Raw genomic sequence first — 19,758 nt, 5'->3', positions numbered from 1 at the left:
TCCTCAACACGATTCGCGGGATGCCCAGGATTCGGACAGGAATGGGCGCTCAGGGCAACCGGCTCAGCGGACCAGCGGGGCGAGGGTGCGTCCGGCAAGATCCACGGCGCCCGGTTCGTGGCCGTTCGTCACCATGTTGACGATAAGACCCTGCACACCCTGGTCGAGCACCCTGGTTTGCAGTTGCTCGGCGACTTCGGCTGGGCTGCCGACGAATTGGCGGTCGGCGATGGTTTGCTTGCGCTCGTCCTCCGAGATCGCGGAGAGGTCGACGCCGATGCCGCGCAGAAGATCGTGCTGTTGTTTGCGTGCGCGGTCGCCGTCCTCATCGATCATCAGGAAACAGAGGTAGCTGATCTCCAGAGTCTCCGGGTCGCGGTCGATTTCGGCACAGCGCTGGTGCAGTGCCTCGATCTTGCGGGGCAGTTCGGAGGCATTGCAGATGATGTTGATGTGGTCGGCGAAGCGGGCGGCCAGCGCGAAGGTCTTCTTCTCGCCGCCGCCACCGAGCAGAATGGGCAGGTCATTGCGTAGCCGCGGCTCGTTCATGGCGTTGTCGGTGTGGTACCACTTGCCGTCGAAGGTCGAGTGTTCACCGCGCAGCATCGGGGTGATGATCCGCAGCGCCTCGTCGAGCCGCTGGAATCGTTCGGTGAAGGTGCCGAATTCGAAGCCGTAGGACTGGTGTTCGAGCTCGAACCAGCCGGCGCCGATGCCGAGTACCGCCCGTCCGCCGCTCACCAGATCCATGGTGGTGACGGTCTTGGCGAGCAGGGCGGGATTGCGGTAGGTGTTGCCGGTTACCAACGCCGACAACTGAATTCGTTCGGTGGACGCGGCGATTCCGGACAGGGCGGTGTAGGCCTCGAGCATCGGCGCGCTCGGCTCACCGAGACCGGGCAGCTGATAGAAGTGATCCATGACGAAGACCGTGTCGAAACCGGCGGCTTCGGCCTCCCTGGCCTGCGCGACCACGGTCGGGAAGAGTTCGCTGACGGGCTGGCCATAACTGAAGTTGGGCATCTGATAACCGAGGCGAATGGTCATGACCCGACCCTACCCGCGCGCCACCCAAACCTTTCCGATCTTGGCCGCACCAACCCGCTGACCTGGGATTCTGTCGCACACCACATACGATCTCGCACAAATACAGCCCGTGCCCCATGCGGTGGGGTCAGCGGTGGCCGGTGACCGGATTGTAAGTTTTGACGAGGCGGCCACGCAGGATGACGTATTCGGGCTCGGTGAGCGTGACCGGGTTGATGCGCGGATCTTCCTGGTAGACAACGAAATCCGCTGGCGCACCGGCCTCGATGCCCGGTCGGCCGAGCCAGGTACGGGCGTTCCAGGAGGCAGCGCCGAGCGCGTCGTGGTTCGACAGGCCAGCCCCGGACAGGGCGGCGATTTCGTCGGCAATGCGGCCGTGGCGGACGGAGCCACCCGCATCGGTGCCCGCGAAGATCGGAACGCCCGCATCGTGCGCATTGCCGACGGTGCGCCGAACTCGGGCGTGCAGATCGCGCATATGTGCGGCATAGATGGGGAATTTGCCTGCGCTGTCGGCGATTTCGGGGAAAGTATCGATATTGATCAGCGTCGGGACCAGCGCGGTGCCGTGTTCGACCATCAACTCGATGGTGTCGTCGGTGAGGCCGGTTCCGTGTTCGAGGCAGTCGATGCCCGCGTCGATCAGGCCGGGCAGCGCGTCCTCGCCGAAGACGTGTGCCGTCACCCGCGCGCCATTCGCGTGTGCGGCGTCGATCGCCTCCTTCAGGATCGAGTCACTCCACAGCGGCCGCAGATCGCCCGCCGACCGGTCGATCCAGTCGCCGACGATCTTCACCCAGCCGTCGCCGAACCGAGCCTGTTCGGCGACGATCTCCGGCAGTTCGCGCTCGTCGTCGAGTTCGATGCCGAGTTCCCGGATATACCGCCGCGGTCGGGCGATATGGCGGCCCGCGCGAATGATCCGCGGCAGCTCCTCGTGCGCATCGATGAAGCGCGTATCGACCGGTGACCCCGCATCACGCAGCAGCAGCGCACCCGCGTCCCGCTCGGTCTCGGCCTGGGCGATGGCGCCGTCGCGATCCTCGTGGCCGCCGCCGTACCGGATCCCGACGTGACAGTGGGCATCGACGAGTCCGGGCACGATCCACCCTGTGTCGCACAGTGTTTCAGCCCCCGCGAGGGGCTCGAACGACACCAGCCCGTCCCGCACCCACAGGTCACGCACCTCGTCACCAGGGAGAACCACACCCCGCAGATGCACACCAACCTCCTCGACCGTCGTCGGCACCTAACCTACTTCCCACCCCTTTGACGGTCACCCCCGACCGGCAGCAGCTCCCAGCCGATGTTCGTCGGCCCAGCATGGCGGGCTGGCCGTTACCTCGCGCCGCAATGGCGTTGTGGAAGGCGGAGCCGCCTACTTCTTGGGGAAGTTCAGCTTGGACAGGTCGAGACCTTCGAGGCCGGGCGGCAGCTGGTCCAACCCGGCGGGCATGCCGGACAGATCCGGCATTCCGGCGGGCATTCCGGGCATGCCGGGGAACCCACCGCGCACCTTCGGCGGCGTCGGCCCGCGGCCACCCTTCTTACCCTTCTTGCCCTTCTTCGCGTTGGCCCGTCGCGAACCGGGCAGGCCCATCTGGCGCCCCATCATGGCCATCATCTTCTTGGCCTCGAAGAAGCGGTCGACGAGTTGGTTGACCTCGGACACCTGCACGCCGGAACCGTTGGCGATACGCAGGCGGCGAGACGCGTTGATGATCTTCGGGTTCGCGCGTTCGGCCGGGGTCATACCGCGGATGATCGCCTGCACCCGGTCGAGTTGCTTATCGTCGACCTGGGCCAGCACATCCTTCATCTGGCCCGCACCGGGCAGCATGCCGAGCAGGTTTCCGATGGGGCCCATCTTGCGGATCGCGAGCATCTGATCGAGGAAGTCCTCGAGCGTCATCTCGCCGCTGCCGATCTTGCGGGCGGCTTCCTCGGCCTGCTGCTGGTCGTAGACCTGTTCGGCCTGCTCGATCAGGCTCAGCACGTCACCCATGCCGAGGATGCGCGAGGCCATCCGGTCCGGATGGAAGACGTCGAAGTCCTCGAGCTTCTCACCGGTGGAGGCGAACATGATCGGCGAGCCGGTCACATTCCGGACCGACAGCGCCGCACCACCGCGGGCGTCACCGTCGAGCTTGGTGAGCACGACACCGGTGAAGCCGACGCCGTCGCGGAATGCCTCCGCGGTATTGACGGCGTCCTGACCGATCATCGCGTCGAGTACGAACAGCGTCTCGTCGGGCTGTACGGCATCGCGGATGCCGGCGGCCTGCGCCATCAGTTCGGCATCGATACCGAGGCGACCGGCGGTGTCGACGATGACCACGTCGTACTGCTTGCTGCGCGCCTCCGCGACACCGGCCTCGGCCACCGCGACCGGATCGGCCGCCGAAACGCCCAGCGGGTTTACTCCGCCACCGATGGAGGTGCCGGGATGCGGCGCGAAGACGGGCGCACCCGCGCGCTCACCGACCACTTGGAGCTGGGTGACCGCGCCGGGGCGCTGCAAGTCACAGGCCACCAGCAGCGGCTGATGCCCCTGCCCCCTGAGCCATTTCGCGAGCTTGCCCGCCAGGGTGGTCTTACCGGAACCCTGCAGACCGGCGAGCATGATCACCGTCGGCGGGTTCTTGGCGAGGGTGAGCCTGCGGGTTTCGCCGCCGAGGATTCCGATGAGTTCCTCGTTGACGATCTTGACGACCTGCTGGGCCGGATTGAGGGCGGCGGAGACCTCCGCGCCCTTGGCCCGCTCCTTGATCTTGGCGATGAAACCGCGCACTACGGGCAGCGCGACGTCGGCTTCGAGCAGGGCGAGGCGGATCTCGCGACAAGTGGCGTCGATGTCGGCCGGTGACAGACGCCCCTTACCGCGAAGATCCTTGAGGACACCGGTAAGCCGGTCGGACAGGGATTCGAACACCGATCGCGCTCCTGATCTCGTGGGACGTCACTTGGTATCCCAGGGTAATGGGACTCGCCCCGGCGCGAGCGACGGGCCCGGAGGCGGAAGCGCAGCGTAACCACGGAGGGACCTGGGAGCGCCAAAATTATAAAAGAGCGTTCGCGCAAGCGGTGCTCGCTTTGTGGAGTTATTCCATCGCGCGGCGGCGCGGCCTGGCAGTTTTGCGGTAGTCGTGGTTCTCCAGAGCAACCATGAAAACCGCCTCCCGACCGGTGAGACCGAGCTCGAGGGCCAGGTCGTCGAGCATCGCCCAGTCCGCGCCGGTCGGCACATCGTGGGTGGCAACGGTGGTGGCAATCGTCATAGCGGTCACAGCCTGCTGACCGGTCAGTGTCCGGCCGGGCAGCCAGGAGACCACCCACCGATCACCGCCGACGCAGCGCGCCATATGCGTGGTCTCGTCACTCGTCATCATCGACGCCGACACGACTTCAATTGCCACCGACCTGCTCCCCTCGTGCTCGCGATAGCCAGACGCTCTGATAGTAGGGTGCGCCAGGCCCGCTGCATACGCTTTCAGCAAATTCTGTGCAAATGTCAATCATGCCGGTCAGGAATTCGAACTGGTACCGGGTGGTCCGACTCCCTCCGGAGGCTTCGGGGCGGGCCGCGGGACCACGGCCAGAACCGCCTTTTCGACGGTTTCGCGACGCTCCGGAATGTCGACGCCGAGGTCGAGACCGAAGGCGTCGACCACCGCGGAACCCATGGTCACCACCTTCGCCCAGCGCACATCGGCACCGCATTCGGCAAACGCCGCGGCCAGACGGCTGAGCAGGCCGATCCGGTCCTCGGCACGCAATTCGAGGACCACCTGGCCGGGGGTCGACGCCGCCGACCAGATCACCCGGGGCTGTGCCTGCGCGTACGGGCTCGGGCGGGTACCGGTGGCCTCGCGCTCCCGCTTCGCCAGCACCGCGGACAGATCCAGATCGCCGGCGGTCGCCCGGATCAGCTCCTGTCGCAGCAGTCCGCCGTCCGGCGGATCGCCGAACTTCGGGGTGACCACGAAAGTATTGATGGCCGAGCTGCCTTCGCCGCCGACGGTTGCCGAGAGCACCCGCAGCGAATGCAGGGCCAACACTCCGGCGGCATCCGAGAGCAGGCCCGGCGTATCCGGTGCGATCACGGTGACGGTGTAGGTGTACTTGCCCTCGCCGGGCCGCAGATCGACGTGCACGCCACCGGCCGCGGCCTTGGCCAGCAGTTCCGGTGCGATCGGCTCCGGCTCCGGCAGCTGATCCCCGGCCATGACCAGGCGGCAGCGCCGCACGAGTTCCCCGATCAGCGAAGCCTTCCAATCACCCCACACACCGGGTCCGGTGGCCAGCGAATCGGCCTCGGCCAGAGTGTGCAGCAGTTCGAGCAGTTGCACGTCGCCGTCGAGGGCATCGACGACGAGTTGCACGGTGTCGGGATCGGCCAGATCGCGGCGAGTCGCGGTGTCCGGCAATAACAGATGGTGGCGCACGATGGCGCTGAGCGTGCGCACGTCCGATGGCCACAGGCCCAGACGCCGACCGATATGGGTGGCCAGTTCGGCGCCGACAATGCTGTGGTCACCGGCGCGACCCTTGCCGATATCGTGCAGCAGCGCACCGAACATCAGCAGGTCGGGACGGGCGACGCGGGTGCTCAACGCGCTCGCGTACGCGACCGTCTCCATCAGGTGCCGGTCCACGGTCCAGGTGTGCAGCGCATCGCGCGGTGGCAGGTCGCGCACCGCGCCCCATTCCGGAAGCAGCCTGCCCCACAAGCCCGTTCGGTCGAGTGCCTCGACCGCATCGATGACGCCGCGACCCGCGCCGAGCAGGATCAACAGGTCGTTGACCGCGTCCTTGGGCCAGGGTTCGCGCAGCTCCGGCGCATCCTCGGAGAGCCGGTTCAGGGTGGTCGCGGACATCGGCAGCCCGGTCTGCGCCGACGCCGCGGCCACCCGCAGGATCAGTCCGGGATCGCGCTGCGGCCGCGCATCCCGCGCCAGCACGACCTCCCCCGCGTGTTCGACCACCCCCTCATCGAGTGGTCGGCGAACCGGCATCCGACGCAGCCGCGCGAGACCCCGACGCGGTAGTGCATTGGCGGCGGTGCGTAGGCCGACATCGACCGAGTAGCTGACCGTCCGCGCCGAATCGCTCAGTGTGCGAGCGAGATCGAACCGGTCACCGATGCGCAAGGCCGCGCCGATCTCGTCGGCATCCTGGGCGCGCAGCTGATCGCGCGCCCGGCCGGCCACCCGATGCAGCTCCGTGCGAACATCCAGCAAACGACGCCGCGCCTGCTTCACCCCACCGCCCGGCACGTCCGGCCCGAGACCCGGCATCGCATCGGTCAGCTGGGCGATGGCCAGCGCGTCGAGCAGTTGGAGGTCGCGCAGTCCGCCGCGCCCGTTCTTCAGATCGGGTTCGGCACGATGGGCGATCGCACCGCTGCGCTCCCATCTGGTCTCGGCCTGTTCGATCAATTCGCCGAAGCGCGAGCGGATTCCGGTCCGCCACTCCCGGCGCACCCCGCCGATCAGCAGATTGCTCAACTCGATATCGCCGACGATGTGCCTGGCCTCGAGCATGCCGAGGGCCGCGATGAGATCGTCGGCGGCCACGCGCAATGCCTGCGGCACGGTGCGCACGCTGTGGTCGAGCTTGACATGCGCGTCCCACAGCGGATACCAGAGCTGATCGGCTACCTCGGCCACCCGCGCCGGATCGACGTCATCGTGCAGCAACACCAGATCCAGATCGGAATACGGCAGCATCTCCTTGCGTCCGAGTCCGCCGACGGCGACCACGGCCAGACCGCTGTCGCGGCCGATGCCGAGTTCGGTGCCCTTAGTGGTCAGCCACAGTTCGAACAGATCGACCAGCGCCGAACGCAGGGATTCCGCGTCCAGACGCGGATTGCGGGGCAGTCCGCCCTCGAGCAATTGGTTGCGTGCCCGGACCAGGTCGGTCGCGCCGTTGGAGACATTCTCGGTTACCTGTCTGCCGTCTTGCTCGTGACTACCCACAAACCACCGTCCATCCAAATGCGTACGGCCCCGCCCCGACCGGGCTATCCGGTGGGAGCGGGGCCGTCGCTCGATTTCGATTCGCTCGAGTTGGATTGCGACGGTCCCGGGCCCCTACGTGGCCACGCTGCGTTACCGCCTCCGGGTCCGTCGCTCGCGTCGCGGTTACAGAGCGTCGGTACCGCGTTCGCCTGTCCGCACCCGGATGATCGATTCCACCGGCGTCACCCAGACCTTGCCGTCACCGATCTTGCCGGTGCGGGAGGCCTCGACGATCACCTCTACGACCCTGTCGACCGACGCATCGTCCACGACAACCTCGACCCGAACCTTCGGAACGAAATCCACCGAATATTCGGCGCCGCGGTAGACCTCGGTGTGCCCCTTCTGACGGCCGTAGCCCTGTACCTCGCTGACGGTCATGCCCAGCACACCAGCCTGCTCGAGCCCGGATTTGACGTCCTCGAGAGTGAACGGTTTGACGATTGCGGTGATCAGTTTCATGTCGTCATGCCTCCTTGACGGCGGTACGTGCCGTGCCACCCACAGCAGCGAAATCGTATGCCGTTTCAGCGTGCTCGGACTCGTCCATGCCCACCGACTCGGCTTCCTCGCTGGCGCGCAGCCCAATAGTGAACTTCACGATATAGGCAATGATCAGCGTCGCGATGAAGGAGAACGCAAGTACCGCACCGGCACCGACGGCCTGACGCCACAGCTGATCGAATCCACCGCCGTAGAACAGGCCGGTCTTGCCTGCGCCCGCCTCCGGCGCGGCGACCAAGCCGACCATCAGGGTGCCGATGATGCCGCCGACGAGGTGCACGCCGACCACGTCGAGCGAGTCGTCGAAGCCGAACTTGAACTTCAAGCCGACCGCGAGCGCACAGACCGCACCGGCCACGAAGCCGATCACCAGGGCGCCGACCACGTTGACCGAGGAACACGACGGGGTGATCGCGACCAGACCGGCGACCACACCCGAGGCCGCGCCCAGCGAGGTGGGCTTGCCGTCGCGGACCTTCTCCACAAGCAGCCAGGCCAGCATCGCCGCGCAGGTCGCGAGGGTGGTGGTGATGAAGGTCGAACCGGCCAGACCACCCGAGGTGACCGCGGAACCGGCGTTGAAGCCGAACCAGCCGAACCACAGCAGACCGGCGCCGAGCATCACGAACGGCAGGTTGTGCGGACGGAACGGGGTCTTCGGCCAGCCCTTGCGCTTGCCGAGCACCAGCACCAGGGCCAGGCCCGCCGCACCGGCATTGATATGGACCGCGGTACCACCGGCGAAGTCGACCGCGAGCAGTTTGTTCGCGATCCAGCCGCCTTCGTGCACGACATTGCCGTCGGCGTCCTTGACGTCGAAGTCGAAGACCCAGTGCGCGACCGGGAAGTAGACGACCGTCGCCCAGATGCCGGCGAACAGCAGCCAGGAGCCGAACTTCATGCGGTCGGCGACCGCACCCGAGATGAGGGCAACCGTGATGATCGCGAACATCAACTGGAAAGCGACGAACACGGTCGCGGGAATCGTGCCCGCGAGCGGGATGTTCACCGCGGCCGTGGTGACAACGCCACTCGCGTCCTTGACCTCGGCAACCGAATTGCCGCCGATCAGACCCTTGAGACCGAAGAACTGCGCCGGATCGCCGATCACGCCGAACTTGTTGTCACCGAATGCGGCCGAGTATCCGTATAGCGACCACAGCACGCCGACCAGACCCATGGCACTGATGCTCATCATGATCATGTTGAGCACGTTCTTGGAGCGGACCATGCCGCCGTAGAAAAACGCCAGGCCGGGCGTCATCAACAACACGAGCGCTGAACTTGCCAGCATCCAGGCGGTGTCACCGGTGTCCGGTGCACCGGTAAGGGGAAAAGCCACCTTAATGTCCTCCTCATCTCGGGCCCAGCCGACTCCGGCAATTGGACCTGCACAGAAGGGTCGCCATTCGGTGTTTCATCCGTGATGATGCTGTGTTTCACCTAAGTGAACGCGTGGGGCAGTTGTGTTGCTACCACGTTTCGTGGCGTACACAGTTGCTTCATCGCCGGTGTGCGGTGCGTGTCGGAGCAAACCGACAGCTGTTTCCGAGGAGAAGGATTCGGTGGCCGCGGAACTAGCCGAGCAACGCGTCAACGAAGGCGCCCGGCTCGAAAGGAGCCAGGTCGTCGGCACCCTCGCCGAGGCCGACCAGTTTCACCGGAACGCCGAGTTCGTGCTGCACCTGGAAGACAATGCCGCCCTTGGCTGTCCCGTCCAGTTTGGTGAGCACGACGCCGGTGATATCGACCACATCCGCGAAGACACGCGCCTGCATGAGACCGTTCTGTCCGACGGTGGCATCCAGGACCAGCAGAACCTCGTCGACCGCTGCCTTCTTCTCCACGACGCGCTTGACCTTGCCGAGCTCGTCCATCAAACCGGTCTTGGTGTGCAGCCGGCCCGCGGTATCGATCATGACGACATCGACGCCGCCCTCGATGCCCGCGCTGACCGCGTCGAAGGCGACCGCGGCCGGGTCCCCGCCCTCCTTGCCGCGGACGGTATGGGCACCGACCCGCTCACCCCAGGTCTGCAGCTGATCGGCGGCGGCAGCGCGGAAAGTATCCGCGGCGCCGAGCAGGACCCGGCGACCGTCGGCGACGAGTACGCGGGCCAGTTTGCCGGTCGTGGTGGTCTTGCCGGTGCCGTTGACGCCGACGACCAGCAGGATCGACGGATGATCGTCGTGCGGGAGCGCGCGCACCGACCGGTCGAGTTCGGGGCGTAGCGCCTGGATCAGCACCTCGCGCAGCACGGCGCGGGCCTGTTCGGTGTTGCGGACGCTGCGCGCGGCCATCTCTTTGCGCAGGCGATCCACCACCGCGGTGGTGCTCGCGGTGCCGAGATCCGCCAGGACCAGGGTGTCCTCTACCTCTTCCCAGGAATCGTCGTCGAGGTCGCCGCCGCCGAGCAGGCCGAGCAGGCTCTTGCCGACGGCGTTCTGGGAGCGGGACAGCCGCCCGCGCAGGCGGACCAGGCGGCCGGCGGGCGGCTCGATTTCCTCGAGGGCAGGGGTAGTGGCCGCGTCGGCGGCGGTGGGTTCGGGGGCGGTTTCTACGGAGTTCTTGTCCGGAGCCGGCGCCGGTGCGGTGCTTGCGGGCGGGGTGATGCTCGTGGGCGGGACTGGTTCGGTGCCTGTCGGTGCGGTGGGGTCCGCAGGCGCGCCGGTGTCCGAGGGCGCGGCGGTGTCCGAAGGCGCAGCGGTGTCCGAAGGCGCAGCGGTGTCCGAAGGCGCAGCGGTGTCCGAAGGCGCAGCGGTGTCCGAAGGCGCGGCGGTATCGGCACTGGTGGGCGGCGCCGTTCCTGGTTCGGCGGTTGCCACGTCCGATTCGACTGCGGTATCCGAATCGACCGTGGGAGTTGCGGATTCGGCCGCAGTGCCCACGCCGTCGGTTTCGACCGGTGCGGACTCCGCGGTTTCGACATCGCCCTCGGGCAGCGCGACATTGGTAATGCCACGCTTCGGTGCGTCACGCGGAATCGCCGCGTCGTCGCCGACACGGGGTTGCCCCTCCGTGTCGGTCCGCTCGATCGGCGTGGGCTCCGGGCGTGTCGCGGTGGCCGTGCCGCCCTGACTGAAGTTGAAGCCACCGGAGGCCGCGTATCCACCGGACCGGTCGGTCAGTTCTTTCTCGGCGGCAGGTGGCGTCAGCGTGACGCGACGGCGCTTGTACAGGACGAATCCGGCGACGAACGCCACCACCAGCAGGGCGGCGACAGCGGCAATCAGGATCCAGGCTTCGGAGCTCACGCCGACCATCCTTGCAGAACCAGGTGCTCCGCCTTACCACAGCGTCCTGGACCCGACACACAACCCCCGAGATTTCTTGTCCTGCGGAACTTCTCGCGAAGTGACAATAGTATCGGCGACGTGACCGATCGAAACGTGCTTGGGGGGCCGCTGGAAGAGTGCGGCGCCGATCCTCTCACCGGCTTCTACCGGGACGGCTGCTGCAGTACCGGGCCGGAGGATCTGGGCAGCCATACCGTGTGCACCGTCGTCACGGCTGAATTTCTCGAACACCAGGCATCCATCGGCAACGATCTGAGTACGCCGCGCCCGGAGAACAACTTCCCGGGCCTGCAGCCGGGCGACCGGTGGTGTGTGGTGGCCGTGCGCTGGTTGCACGCCCACGAGGACGGTGTCGCCGCGCCCGTGGTGCTGGCGGCCACCCATGAAAACGCCCTGGAAGTGATCTCGATGGACATCCTGCGCAAGTACGCCGTCGATGTGCCGGACGACGTAAGCGACCTGCTCTAGCCCCGCCGCCCCTTGCCGACCGTCGATGCCCGGAGCGTTCCAGGGCAGACGGTCGCCGAAAAATTCTGTCGTATTATCGCAGCGCGGCCGCCTCGGCCCGCCATGATCAGGGCACAACAGGACAGCGACCGGCTCGCCGCCTCGCATTGACAACTCGTCGGTATCCGCACTACTTCAGATCCCGAGGAGACGGTGCAGGCTTTCCGTTGCGGTAGGCGGCTCGGGTACGCCGGGTATCGGGGTGGTCGGTACCCAGAACACGAAGCTGGTCCGCCAGGAGTTCTGCGTATTCGGTCGCGGCGGTCGCGGTATCGCCCGCGGAGTCGCGGGCGTGCGCCAAGTGGAAGCGGGTGCTGAGCGTGCGCGGATGGGACCCGCCGAATATTCGATATTCGTCGGTGAGCAATTGCTCGAAATCGCGCACGGCGGATCGCGGATCACCGGATTCACAACGCCAGCGGGCCAATTCATTCCGATTCAACAGCGTATCCGGATGATCGTCGCCGAGCACTCGGACGCGATCGGTGAGCAGCAGCTCGAGACGCTCGACCGCGAGGGCCGGATCACCTTGCGCACCAATCCAACACGCCAAGTCGTGACGGGTGCGGAAGGTGTTGGGGTGTTCCGGTCCGTGCACCCGGATGCGATTCACGAGCACGTACTCGAATTCGGGCAGGGCCGAAGCGATATCGCCGCTCTCGGCCCGATAGTGCGCGAGGTTCGCACGGGTGCGCAGGGTGTCGGGGTGATCCGGTCCGAGTACCCGCTCCCGGTCGACGAGCAGATGCTCGAATTCGATGACCGCCGCGGCCGGATCACCGCTTTCACCGCGCCAGTAGGCGAGGTTGTGCAGGGTCGTCAGCGTATCGTGGTGGTCGGCGCCGAGAATGCGCCGCCGGTCGTCCAGCAGTTCTTCGTATTCGGCTATGGCGGTGGCGTATTGGCCCGCCTCACCGCGCCACTTCGCCAGATTGTGCCGAGTGCGCAAGGTATCGGGATGGTCGGGGCCGAGGATGCGCAGCCGCAGCGGTAGCAGTTCTTCGAGGTCGGCGAGCGCGACAGCGGTATTGCCACTCTCACCCCGCCAGAGCGCGAGGCGATGCCAGGTGTGCAGGGTTTCCGGATGCAAGGGTCCGAGCACTTTACGCTCGTCGTCGAGCAGTTGTTCGTATTCGGTGACGGCCGTGCCGACCTGGCCGCTCTGGCCGAGGAAGAATGCGAGACAGTGTCGGGTACTGAGGGTTTCGGGATGCTCCGGGCCGAGGATGGCCAGTTGGTCGCGCAGCAGCAGTCGGTACTCGGCGACGGCCGCAGCCGGGTCGCCGCTCTCCCCGCGCCAGTAGGCGACCGCGTGGCGGGTGCGCAAGGTGTCGGGATGATCGATCGGCAATACCCGCTGCCGGTCGGCCAGCAGCCGCTGGTACTCCAGCACCGCGGTGGCCGGATTACCGCTCTCCCCGCGCCAGAACGCGAGTTCGTGACGTGTGCGCAGGGTATGCGGGTTATCGGGCCCGAGGACCCGGATCCGGGCCGGGAGCACCTGCTCGAATTCGGCGACGGCGGTGAGGTAGTGACCGATTTCGCCGTACAGGTGGGCGAGGTTGTGGCGTGACTTCAGGGTGAGCGGCTGATCCAGGCCGAGGATGCGGCGCTCGTCCTCGATCAGCTGCCGGAATTCGCCGATGGCCCTATGGTGCTCGCCGCTTTCGCCGCGCCAGTAGGCGATGCTGTTGCGAGTGCGCAGCGTATGCGGATGTTCCGGACCGAGAATGCGGGTCCGATCGGTGAGCAGCTGCTGGAATTCGGCGATGGCGGTGGCGTGGTCGCCGCTCACACCGCGCCAGCGCGCAATATCGTTGCGCGTGATCAGGGTATGCGGATGATCGGGACCGAGCACTCGATCCTGTTCCTCGAGCAGCTGTTGGAATTCGGCGATGGCGCGCATGTGATCGCCGCTCTCGGCGTGCAATTCGGTCAGGTGATGGCGGGTCTTGAAGAAGGCCGGGTCGGCCGTGCCGGAAATGCGTTGCTGATCGACGAGCAGTTGGTGCAGCTCGATGATGGCGGCATCCAGGTCGCCGCTCTCACCGCGCCAGTAAGCGAGTTCGTAACGGGCGGTGAACGTGTCGGGATGATCCGGTCCGAGGACGCGTAGCCGGTCGGCGAGCAGCTGCTGGAAATCGGTGATGGCCTGAGCGGTTTCGCCCTGTTCGCCACGAAAATGCCCGAGGTCACCCCGGGTGCGCAGCGTCGCAGCGTCGTCGACACCCAGCAGACGGGTCCGGTCGGCGACCAACTGCTCGAATTCGGCTACGGCGGTGCGGAAATCACCGCTTTCGCCATGCCAGCGGGCAAGGTTGGTTCGAATGGTGAGGGTGCCCGGATCGTCCGCACCGAGCGCGCGTACTCGTTCGGCGAGTAGTTCCTGGTGTTCGGTGATGGCGGTGGCCAGATCGCCGCTTTCCCCGCGCCAGAAGGCGAGATTATTGCGGGCGGTGAGAGTGTCGGAGTGATCGGGGCCGACCGCGGATTCGAACGAGGGTATCCAGGCGGCCCACAGATCACGATTATCCGCTGCTCGCGGAGTGTTCAACCGTTCCAGGAAAGCCAGCGCGGCGGCCGAATCGCCGTAGCCGAGATAGTGGCGCACCGCCGATCGCCGCGCGTAACCGGTGATCTGTGGTGCGGGTTTCGACGAACCCGCATCCAACTCGATCGCCTCGGCCAGCGCCCGATGCGCATCGCGCCGCCATTCCGGCTGGCCAGCGACTATCAGGGAGCGCCGAAAGGCATTGTGCGCCAATCCCAGCATTTCACCTTCGGTGCCAGGGCGGCCGCGGCTGACCAATACTCCCAGCCGGACGATCAGATCGCGAATCCGGTTGGTGCTCAACTCGATACCGAGGAATTCCAGACCGCGTTCCAGCAGCTCGAGCGGCAGCACCGGCCCGGCGCCGGCCGCAACCAGAATGCCGAGCAATGCGTATACCGCTGTGCCCGTGGCGGAATCGGCGTTGTCGACGACGTCGCGGACCCGTCGCGACACCAGAGTATCGATGCCGATTCCCCGCTCCAGATCGGAAGCGGTTATATCGGAACGGATTTCCATCAGCAGCCGCGCCAGCAGCCAACCGCCCGTCGGCGTCTGCTGCAACAGACCGTCGATCCATTCGCGCCAATTCGTATGCGCGATATGGCCGCGGGCCGCGGCGACGGTATTGGCGATATCCGGGGTCGTCGGCGCGGGCAGTTCGATGCGGCGCATATGGGCGAGTCGCGGCGAATTCTCGATGCCGGTGCCCTCACGGATCCCGACGATCAGATGGACGTGCGCGAGCTGCGGGCGACGGGTCAGCTCGGCGACCGCATACGACAGCAGCGCACGGCTGCCGCGCTTGGGCTGATCGAGGCCGTCGACCAGAATGTGCACCGGCTTCGAGCCGCGCAGCCTGGCCAGCGGCTGCAGAATCCTGATCTCGAACAGATCGAGCCCACGACTGTCCTGCTCGGCCAGATCGAATTCGACCATGCGCGTCGCGGCCTTGAAACCGTCCAGCCTGCTACCCAATTGCTGGGCCAGCTCGGCAGTGAACGATTCCATGGAGCTGGTGACGTCGAGAAATATCGCGGCCGTGACGTATTCGGCCTTGATCGGCAGCGTGTCCACCCAACTCGGGCGGATGAGCGTGGCGAGCAGGGTCGATTTACCGCAGCCCGCCGGACCGAGCACACCGCGCAGCCGTTCCTCGCCGGAGTCGACCACCTGGGTCAGCCGCTCCCGCAATGGCTCCGAAATGACCAGGCCGTTGATCAACTGGTCGATGAAACCGGCCGCGGCGGTGCCGCTGACCGCGTCCTCGCGGCGGGCGGCATTGGGCACCAACCAGAGCCCGGGATCGCTACTGGCTGTGCGGATTCCGGAGGTGAAGGAGAACGACTGCGGCTCCAGCGCGGGGCACTGGCGCAGCGGCTGCACCAGATCCGAGGGCAGCAGACTTTCGCCGCCGCGCGGTACCCCTTTGCCGAAGGTAGTGATGATCGTCCTGGTGAAACAGCCGAAATAGGCGGGTCCGTTGCCGGTGGCGACCAGCAGTTCGACGCGCCCGTTCGGGCCGGAGGCCTCCGGCCAGCGCCTCGCGGCGCCGCGGACGCCCTCCCCCGTCTCGCAGGCGTCGACCAAGACGATCAAACCGTCCAGTGTCGCGGCACTGTTCAGCCGCTCCTGGATTTCCTGCGTCAGGTGAAAGGCGTTGCGCAGCTTGGGCAGCTGCGGTGAGTCACGGGCGAGCAGGTAGAAGTTCTCCGCGGCGGTGGTCATGCCGTGGCCGACGAAGCTGATCAGCAGTGTCGCTTGCCGATTCGACGCAGTGTCGAAGGCTTCGTCTACCGCGCAGACCAATTCGTCGATCGTCGGATCGAGCAGCGGGCCGTCGGTGCCGGTGGCCGGTCGCCAGCCACCGAGTTCGCGCAGTTCGGTGTAGAGGCCGGTGGCGAGGTCGTCGGTGAAACCCAACCTGGGCAGCGCTGTGCACTCCGAGCCGACTACCAACGCCACCCTCCCGCCCATATTTCGAAACGTACTCGGCGGGCGTCGGTGTCGGGCAACAACGCGGAATCGAAAAGGCCACGATCACAAGGGGATCGTGAAGGCGCCTCGCGTTCAGCTGGCCGCGCCGACCGGAGTCAGGGTCTCTCCGCGCAGCCGCTGACTGATCACCTGGGTGATGCCGTCACCGCGCATGCTGACCCCGTAGAGGGCGTCGGCGATCTCCATGGTCGGCTTCTGGTGGGTGATGACGATCAGCTGACTCTTCTCGCGCAGCTGCTCGAACAGGCCGATCAGGCGGCGCAGGTTGGTGTCGTCCAGCGCGGCCTCGACCTCGTCCATCACATAGAACGGCGAGGGGCGGGCGCGGAAGATGGCCACCAGCAGGGCAACCGCGGTCAGCGATTTCTCACCACCGGACAGCAGCGACAGTCGCTTGACCTTCTTGCCGGGCGGGCGGGCCTCCACCTCGATACCGGTGGTCAGCATGTCCGACGGATCGGTGAGCACCAACCTGCCCTCGCCGCCCGGAAACAGTTTCGCGAAAACGCCGACGAATTCGCGCTCGACGTCCTCGTAGGCCTCGGTGAAGACCTGCAGGATGCGCGCGTCCACCTCGGCGACCACTTCCAGCAGATCCTTGCGCGCACTCTTGACGTCCTCGAGCTGAGTGGCGAGGAAGTTGTAGCGCTCCTCGAGCGCCGCGAACTCCTCCAGCGCAAGGGGATTCACCTTGCCGAGGGTGGCGAGGTCCTTCTCGGCGCGCTTGGCGCGGCGCTCCTGAGACTTGCGGTCGAACGGCATCGGCGCGGGCGCGGTGACCTGCTCGCCGCGCTCCTTGGCCTGTTCGTACTCCTGCCACTCCAGATCCGATGGCGGCATAGGCACATCCGGACCGTATTCGGCGATCAGATCGGCCAGCGCGATGCCGAACTGTTCGGCGATGGTCGCCTCGATCTGCTCGATGCGCAGTGCCGCTTGGGCTTTGGCGACCTCGTCGCGGTGCACGGCGTCGGTGAGTTGGGCCAGCTGGGTGGTCAGTGCGCGGACCCGCTCCTTGATCTGCTCGACCTGGGTGGCGCATTCGGTGCGGCGGCGCACGAGTTCGTCACGGCGTGCACCCGCTTGCGCCACAACGGATTCCAGCTCTGCGGCGACCTTGGCACCGGATTCGGCAACGGCGGCAGCGACTTCGGCGGCCAGCCTGCGCGCGGCCTGTGCGCGTTCGGCGCGGGCCCTCGTCTCGCGTTCGGCGCGGGCAGCCCGACGCAGCGAATCCGCTTTGCCGCGAACCGATTCCGCGCGTTCCTCGGAGGTGCGCACAGCCAGCCGGGCCTCGACTTCCATGGACCGCGCCTCGGCCAGTGCGGCGGCGGCTTCCTCGCGGTCGCGGCCTGCGGATTCGGTGCCCGCCGAGCCCATGCCGTCGTCGTCGACCTCGGATTCGAGTTCGGTACGGCGCAGCCGCTCTTCGAGATCGGCCAGCGTCGCCAGCGCCTCTTCCCGGCCCGACTCGGTTTCCGCGCGCTGGCCGGTGAGCCCGTCGATATCGGATTGGGCGGTGCGCGCCACCTCGCCGAGCCTGCCCAGGCGGTCGTAGATCACGACCAAGGCCTGATCGGATTCGTGTAGTGCGAGCAGCGCCTGGTCGACGGCATCCTTGCGGTCGGCTTGTTCGGCAAGTGCACCGGACAGGGCCGCCTCCAACTCTTCGGCACGGCGTTGCGCGGCGACCAGATCGGCCTCGGCGGTATCGATATCGGCCTGGATCTCCAGCTGACTCGGTGCCCGATCGGATCCGCCGAGCACCCAACCGCTTCCGGTGAGATCGCCGTCGCGGGTGACCGCCCGCAGTTCCGGCCGGGCACGGACCAGTTCGGTGGCGGCGGCGAGATCCTCGACCACGGCGACACCTGCGGTCAGGGCGGCAATGGCGCCGCGCACGTTGTCCGGTCCGTCGACCACGTCGACCAGCCAGCGCGCTCCGCCGGGCAACCCGTTGTCGGACGTGATCGGCGCAGCCGCGGCATCGAAGACCAGCGCGGCACGACCGCCGTCGGCCTCCTTCAACGCGCGCACCGCGGCGTGTGCGGAATCTCCGGTATCGGCGGCGACGGCGTCGGCGAGCGGTCCGAGGGTCGCGGCGACCGCGGCCTCGAAACCACCCTGCACCCGGATCAGCCCGGAGAGCGGGCCGAGCAGACCATGTGCGCGATTCTCGATCAGCCAGGCCGCGCCGTCCCTGCGCGCCAAACCCATACCCAATGCCTCGATTCGGGCGCTCAGCGAGGCCACCCGCTTACTGGCGTCGCGATCCTGTTCCCGCAGTTCCGTGACGCGCTGATCGGCCAGTGCGAGGGCCTGCACCGCATGCTCGTGCTGGGCGTCCAGACCGGTCTCACCGGCCTCGAGTTCACCGAGTTCGCCTTGGACCGTATCGAATTCGGCCTGGGCCGCCTCACCGCGCAGGCGGGCCTCGCCGATCGCGACCGTGAGCCGGGTGATCTCCGCATCCACCGACTGCGATCGGGTGCGCAAAGTTTCGACCTGACCGGACAGCCGCGCCAACCCCTCACGACGATCCGCGATGGCACGCACCGCGGCCAGATGTGCCTGCTCGGCGGCCTTCGCGGCCTGCTCGCGTTCGGCGAGCGCCTCGCGCGCGGCCTCCAGGGTTTCGGCCGCGATCTCGACCGCCTCACGCAGTTCGGCTTCCTCGGCCTCGACGCGTTCGGCCTCGGCCTCGAGCTGCTCCGGATCGCGGCCGCTACCGACAGGCATTTCGGTGTGCAGGTTGCGGGCTCGGTCGCCCGCGATTCGGACGGTGGCATTGACGCGCTCGGCCAGCGCGGACAGCTGGAACCAGATCTGCGCGGCGGCCTCGGCGCTCGGCGTCAGCCGGGACAGCTGGAACTCCTGCTGTGCCAGTGCGGCATTCGCGGCATCGAGTTCGGTCTGCACCGTAATCTGCTGTTCGCGCGCGTACGCCTCTTTGCTCTGCTGACTCTCCAGCTCATTGCGCCGAGTGACCAGGTCGTCGGCGGCCAGACGCAGGCGCGCGTCGCGTAGGTCGGCCTGAACCGTCTGGGCGCGGCGAGCCACCTCGGCCTGTCTGCCGAGCGGTTTGAGCTGGCGGCGCAGTTCGGTGGTGAGGTCGGTGAGGCGGGCGAGGTTGGCCTGCATCGCCTCCAGTTTGCGGACCGCCTTCTCCTTGCGCTTGCGGTGCTTGAGCACACCGGCGGCCTCTTCGACGAAGGCGCGGCGATCCTCGGGACGCGATTCCAGGATGGCCGAGAGTTGACCCTGTCCGACGATGACGTGCATTTCCCGGCCGATGCCGGAGTCGCTGAGCAGTTCCTGTACATCCATCAGGCGGCAGGAGCTGCCGTTGATCTCGTATTCACCCGCGCCGTCGCGGAACATGCGCCGGGTGATGGAGACCTCGGCGTAGTCGATCGGCAGCGCACCGTCGGAGTTGTCGATGGTCAGCGTGACCTCGGCGCGCCCCAGCGGCGCGCGTCCGGAGGTACCGGCGAAGATGACGTCCTGCATCTTGCCGCCACGCAGCGCCTTCGCACCTTGTTCGCCCATCACCCAGGTGAGCGCATCGACGACATTGGATTTGCCCGAGCCGTTCGGGCCGACCACACAGGTGATGCCCGGCTCGAAACGCAAGGTCGTCGCGGACGCGAAGGACTTGAAACCCTTCAACGTCAAACTCTTCAGGTGCAAATTCGACGACCCTTCCCTGCGCGGCGGTCGGACAATTCGTCGTCCACTGGGGCGACCAGCCATGGTATCCGTCTGGCAAGGGTTACCCCGTAAGCGGGCGGATACCTCCGTAGGTTATCGACTCGGTGCCCGATGTCCCGCA

General features: G+C 66.8%; 11 protein-coding genes. 1 reads left to right on the top strand and 10 read right to left on the bottom strand.

Annotated elements, in window-relative coordinates:
• Positions 1–63: 63 nt before the first annotated feature.
• The 8 genes from ACQPXH_RS10300 to ftsY form a co-directional block, all read right to left on the bottom strand.
• The gene (locus tag ACQPXH_RS10300; protein ID WP_433602083.1) at positions 64–1,047 is read right to left on the bottom strand and encodes an LLM class F420-dependent oxidoreductase; all 984 of its coding nucleotides are present in this window, start codon (positions 1,045–1,047) and stop codon (positions 64–66) included.
• A 127-nt stretch (positions 1,048–1,174) separates the two neighbouring features.
• Positions 1,175–2,269, bottom strand: coding sequence for a metal-dependent hydrolase family protein (locus ACQPXH_RS10295; RefSeq protein WP_433602081.1), 1,095 nt, complete (start codon positions 2,267–2,269; stop codon positions 1,175–1,177).
• Between the two features lie 156 nt (positions 2,270–2,425).
• A complete protein-coding gene (gene ffh / locus ACQPXH_RS10290) occupies positions 2,426–3,979 on the bottom strand; it encodes a signal recognition particle protein (RefSeq protein ID WP_433602080.1) in 1,554 nt (517 codons plus the stop codon).
• Positions 3,980–4,148: 169 nt separating this feature from the next.
• Positions 4,149–4,463 carry a hypothetical protein gene (locus tag ACQPXH_RS10285; protein WP_387289130.1) on the bottom strand — a complete coding sequence of 105 codons (315 nt, stop codon included), beginning with the start codon at positions 4,461–4,463 and terminating at the stop codon, positions 4,149–4,151.
• 108 nt (positions 4,464–4,571) lie between these two features.
• Positions 4,572–7,028 (bottom strand): [protein-PII] uridylyltransferase, encoded by a 2,457-nt coding sequence (locus ACQPXH_RS10280; RefSeq protein WP_433602079.1) that lies wholly within the window; start codon positions 7,026–7,028, stop codon positions 4,572–4,574.
• A 165-nt stretch (positions 7,029–7,193) separates the two neighbouring features.
• Complete coding sequence (locus ACQPXH_RS10275; RefSeq protein WP_063045789.1) at positions 7,194–7,532, bottom strand: P-II family nitrogen regulator; 339 nt, start codon at positions 7,530–7,532, stop codon at positions 7,194–7,196.
• 4 nt (positions 7,533–7,536) lie between these two features.
• On the bottom strand, positions 7,537–8,916 hold the full coding sequence (locus ACQPXH_RS10270; RefSeq protein WP_433602078.1) for an ammonium transporter: 1,380 nt from the start codon (positions 8,914–8,916) through the stop codon (positions 7,537–7,539).
• Between the two features lie 235 nt (positions 8,917–9,151).
• Complete coding sequence (gene ftsY / locus ACQPXH_RS10265) at positions 9,152–10,828, bottom strand: signal recognition particle-docking protein FtsY (protein WP_433602077.1); 1,677 nt, start codon at positions 10,826–10,828, stop codon at positions 9,152–9,154.
• A 120-nt stretch (positions 10,829–10,948) separates the two neighbouring features.
• On the opposite strand from ftsY, the gene ACQPXH_RS10260 reads away from it, so the two are divergent.
• Positions 10,949–11,338, top strand: a complete 390-nt coding sequence (locus tag ACQPXH_RS10260; protein WP_014987060.1) for a DUF2237 family protein — start codon at positions 10,949–10,951, stop codon at positions 11,336–11,338.
• Between the two features lie 169 nt (positions 11,339–11,507).
• On the opposite strand, the gene ACQPXH_RS10255 is transcribed toward ACQPXH_RS10260, so the two are convergent.
• Both ACQPXH_RS10255 and smc read right to left on the bottom strand, forming a co-directional pair.
• Complete coding sequence (locus ACQPXH_RS10255) at positions 11,508–15,893, bottom strand: tetratricopeptide repeat protein (protein WP_433602076.1); 4,386 nt, start codon at positions 15,891–15,893, stop codon at positions 11,508–11,510.
• A 105-nt stretch (positions 15,894–15,998) separates the two neighbouring features.
• On the bottom strand, positions 15,999–19,616 hold the full coding sequence (gene smc, locus ACQPXH_RS10250; RefSeq protein ID WP_433602075.1) for a chromosome segregation protein SMC: 3,618 nt from the start codon (positions 19,614–19,616) through the stop codon (positions 15,999–16,001).
• Positions 19,617–19,758: the final 142 nt, after the last annotated feature.

It is taken from the genome of Nocardia sp. CA-135953 (genome assembly GCF_050955735.1).
GTDB lineage: Bacteria > Actinomycetota > Actinomycetes > Mycobacteriales > Mycobacteriaceae > Nocardia.
This window is presented reverse-complemented; position numbering and strand designations above follow the sequence as displayed.

What these genes read in the sequence shown, in the direction of transcription:
- ACQPXH_RS10300 (WP_433602083.1), bottom strand. Translation starts at nt 1,047, where the DNA reads ATGACCATTCGCCTCGGTTATCAGATGCCCAACTTCAGTTATGGCCAG.
- ACQPXH_RS10275 (WP_063045789.1), bottom strand. Translation starts at nt 7,532, where the DNA reads ATGAAACTGATCACCGCAATCGTCAAACCGTTCACTCTCGAGGACGTC.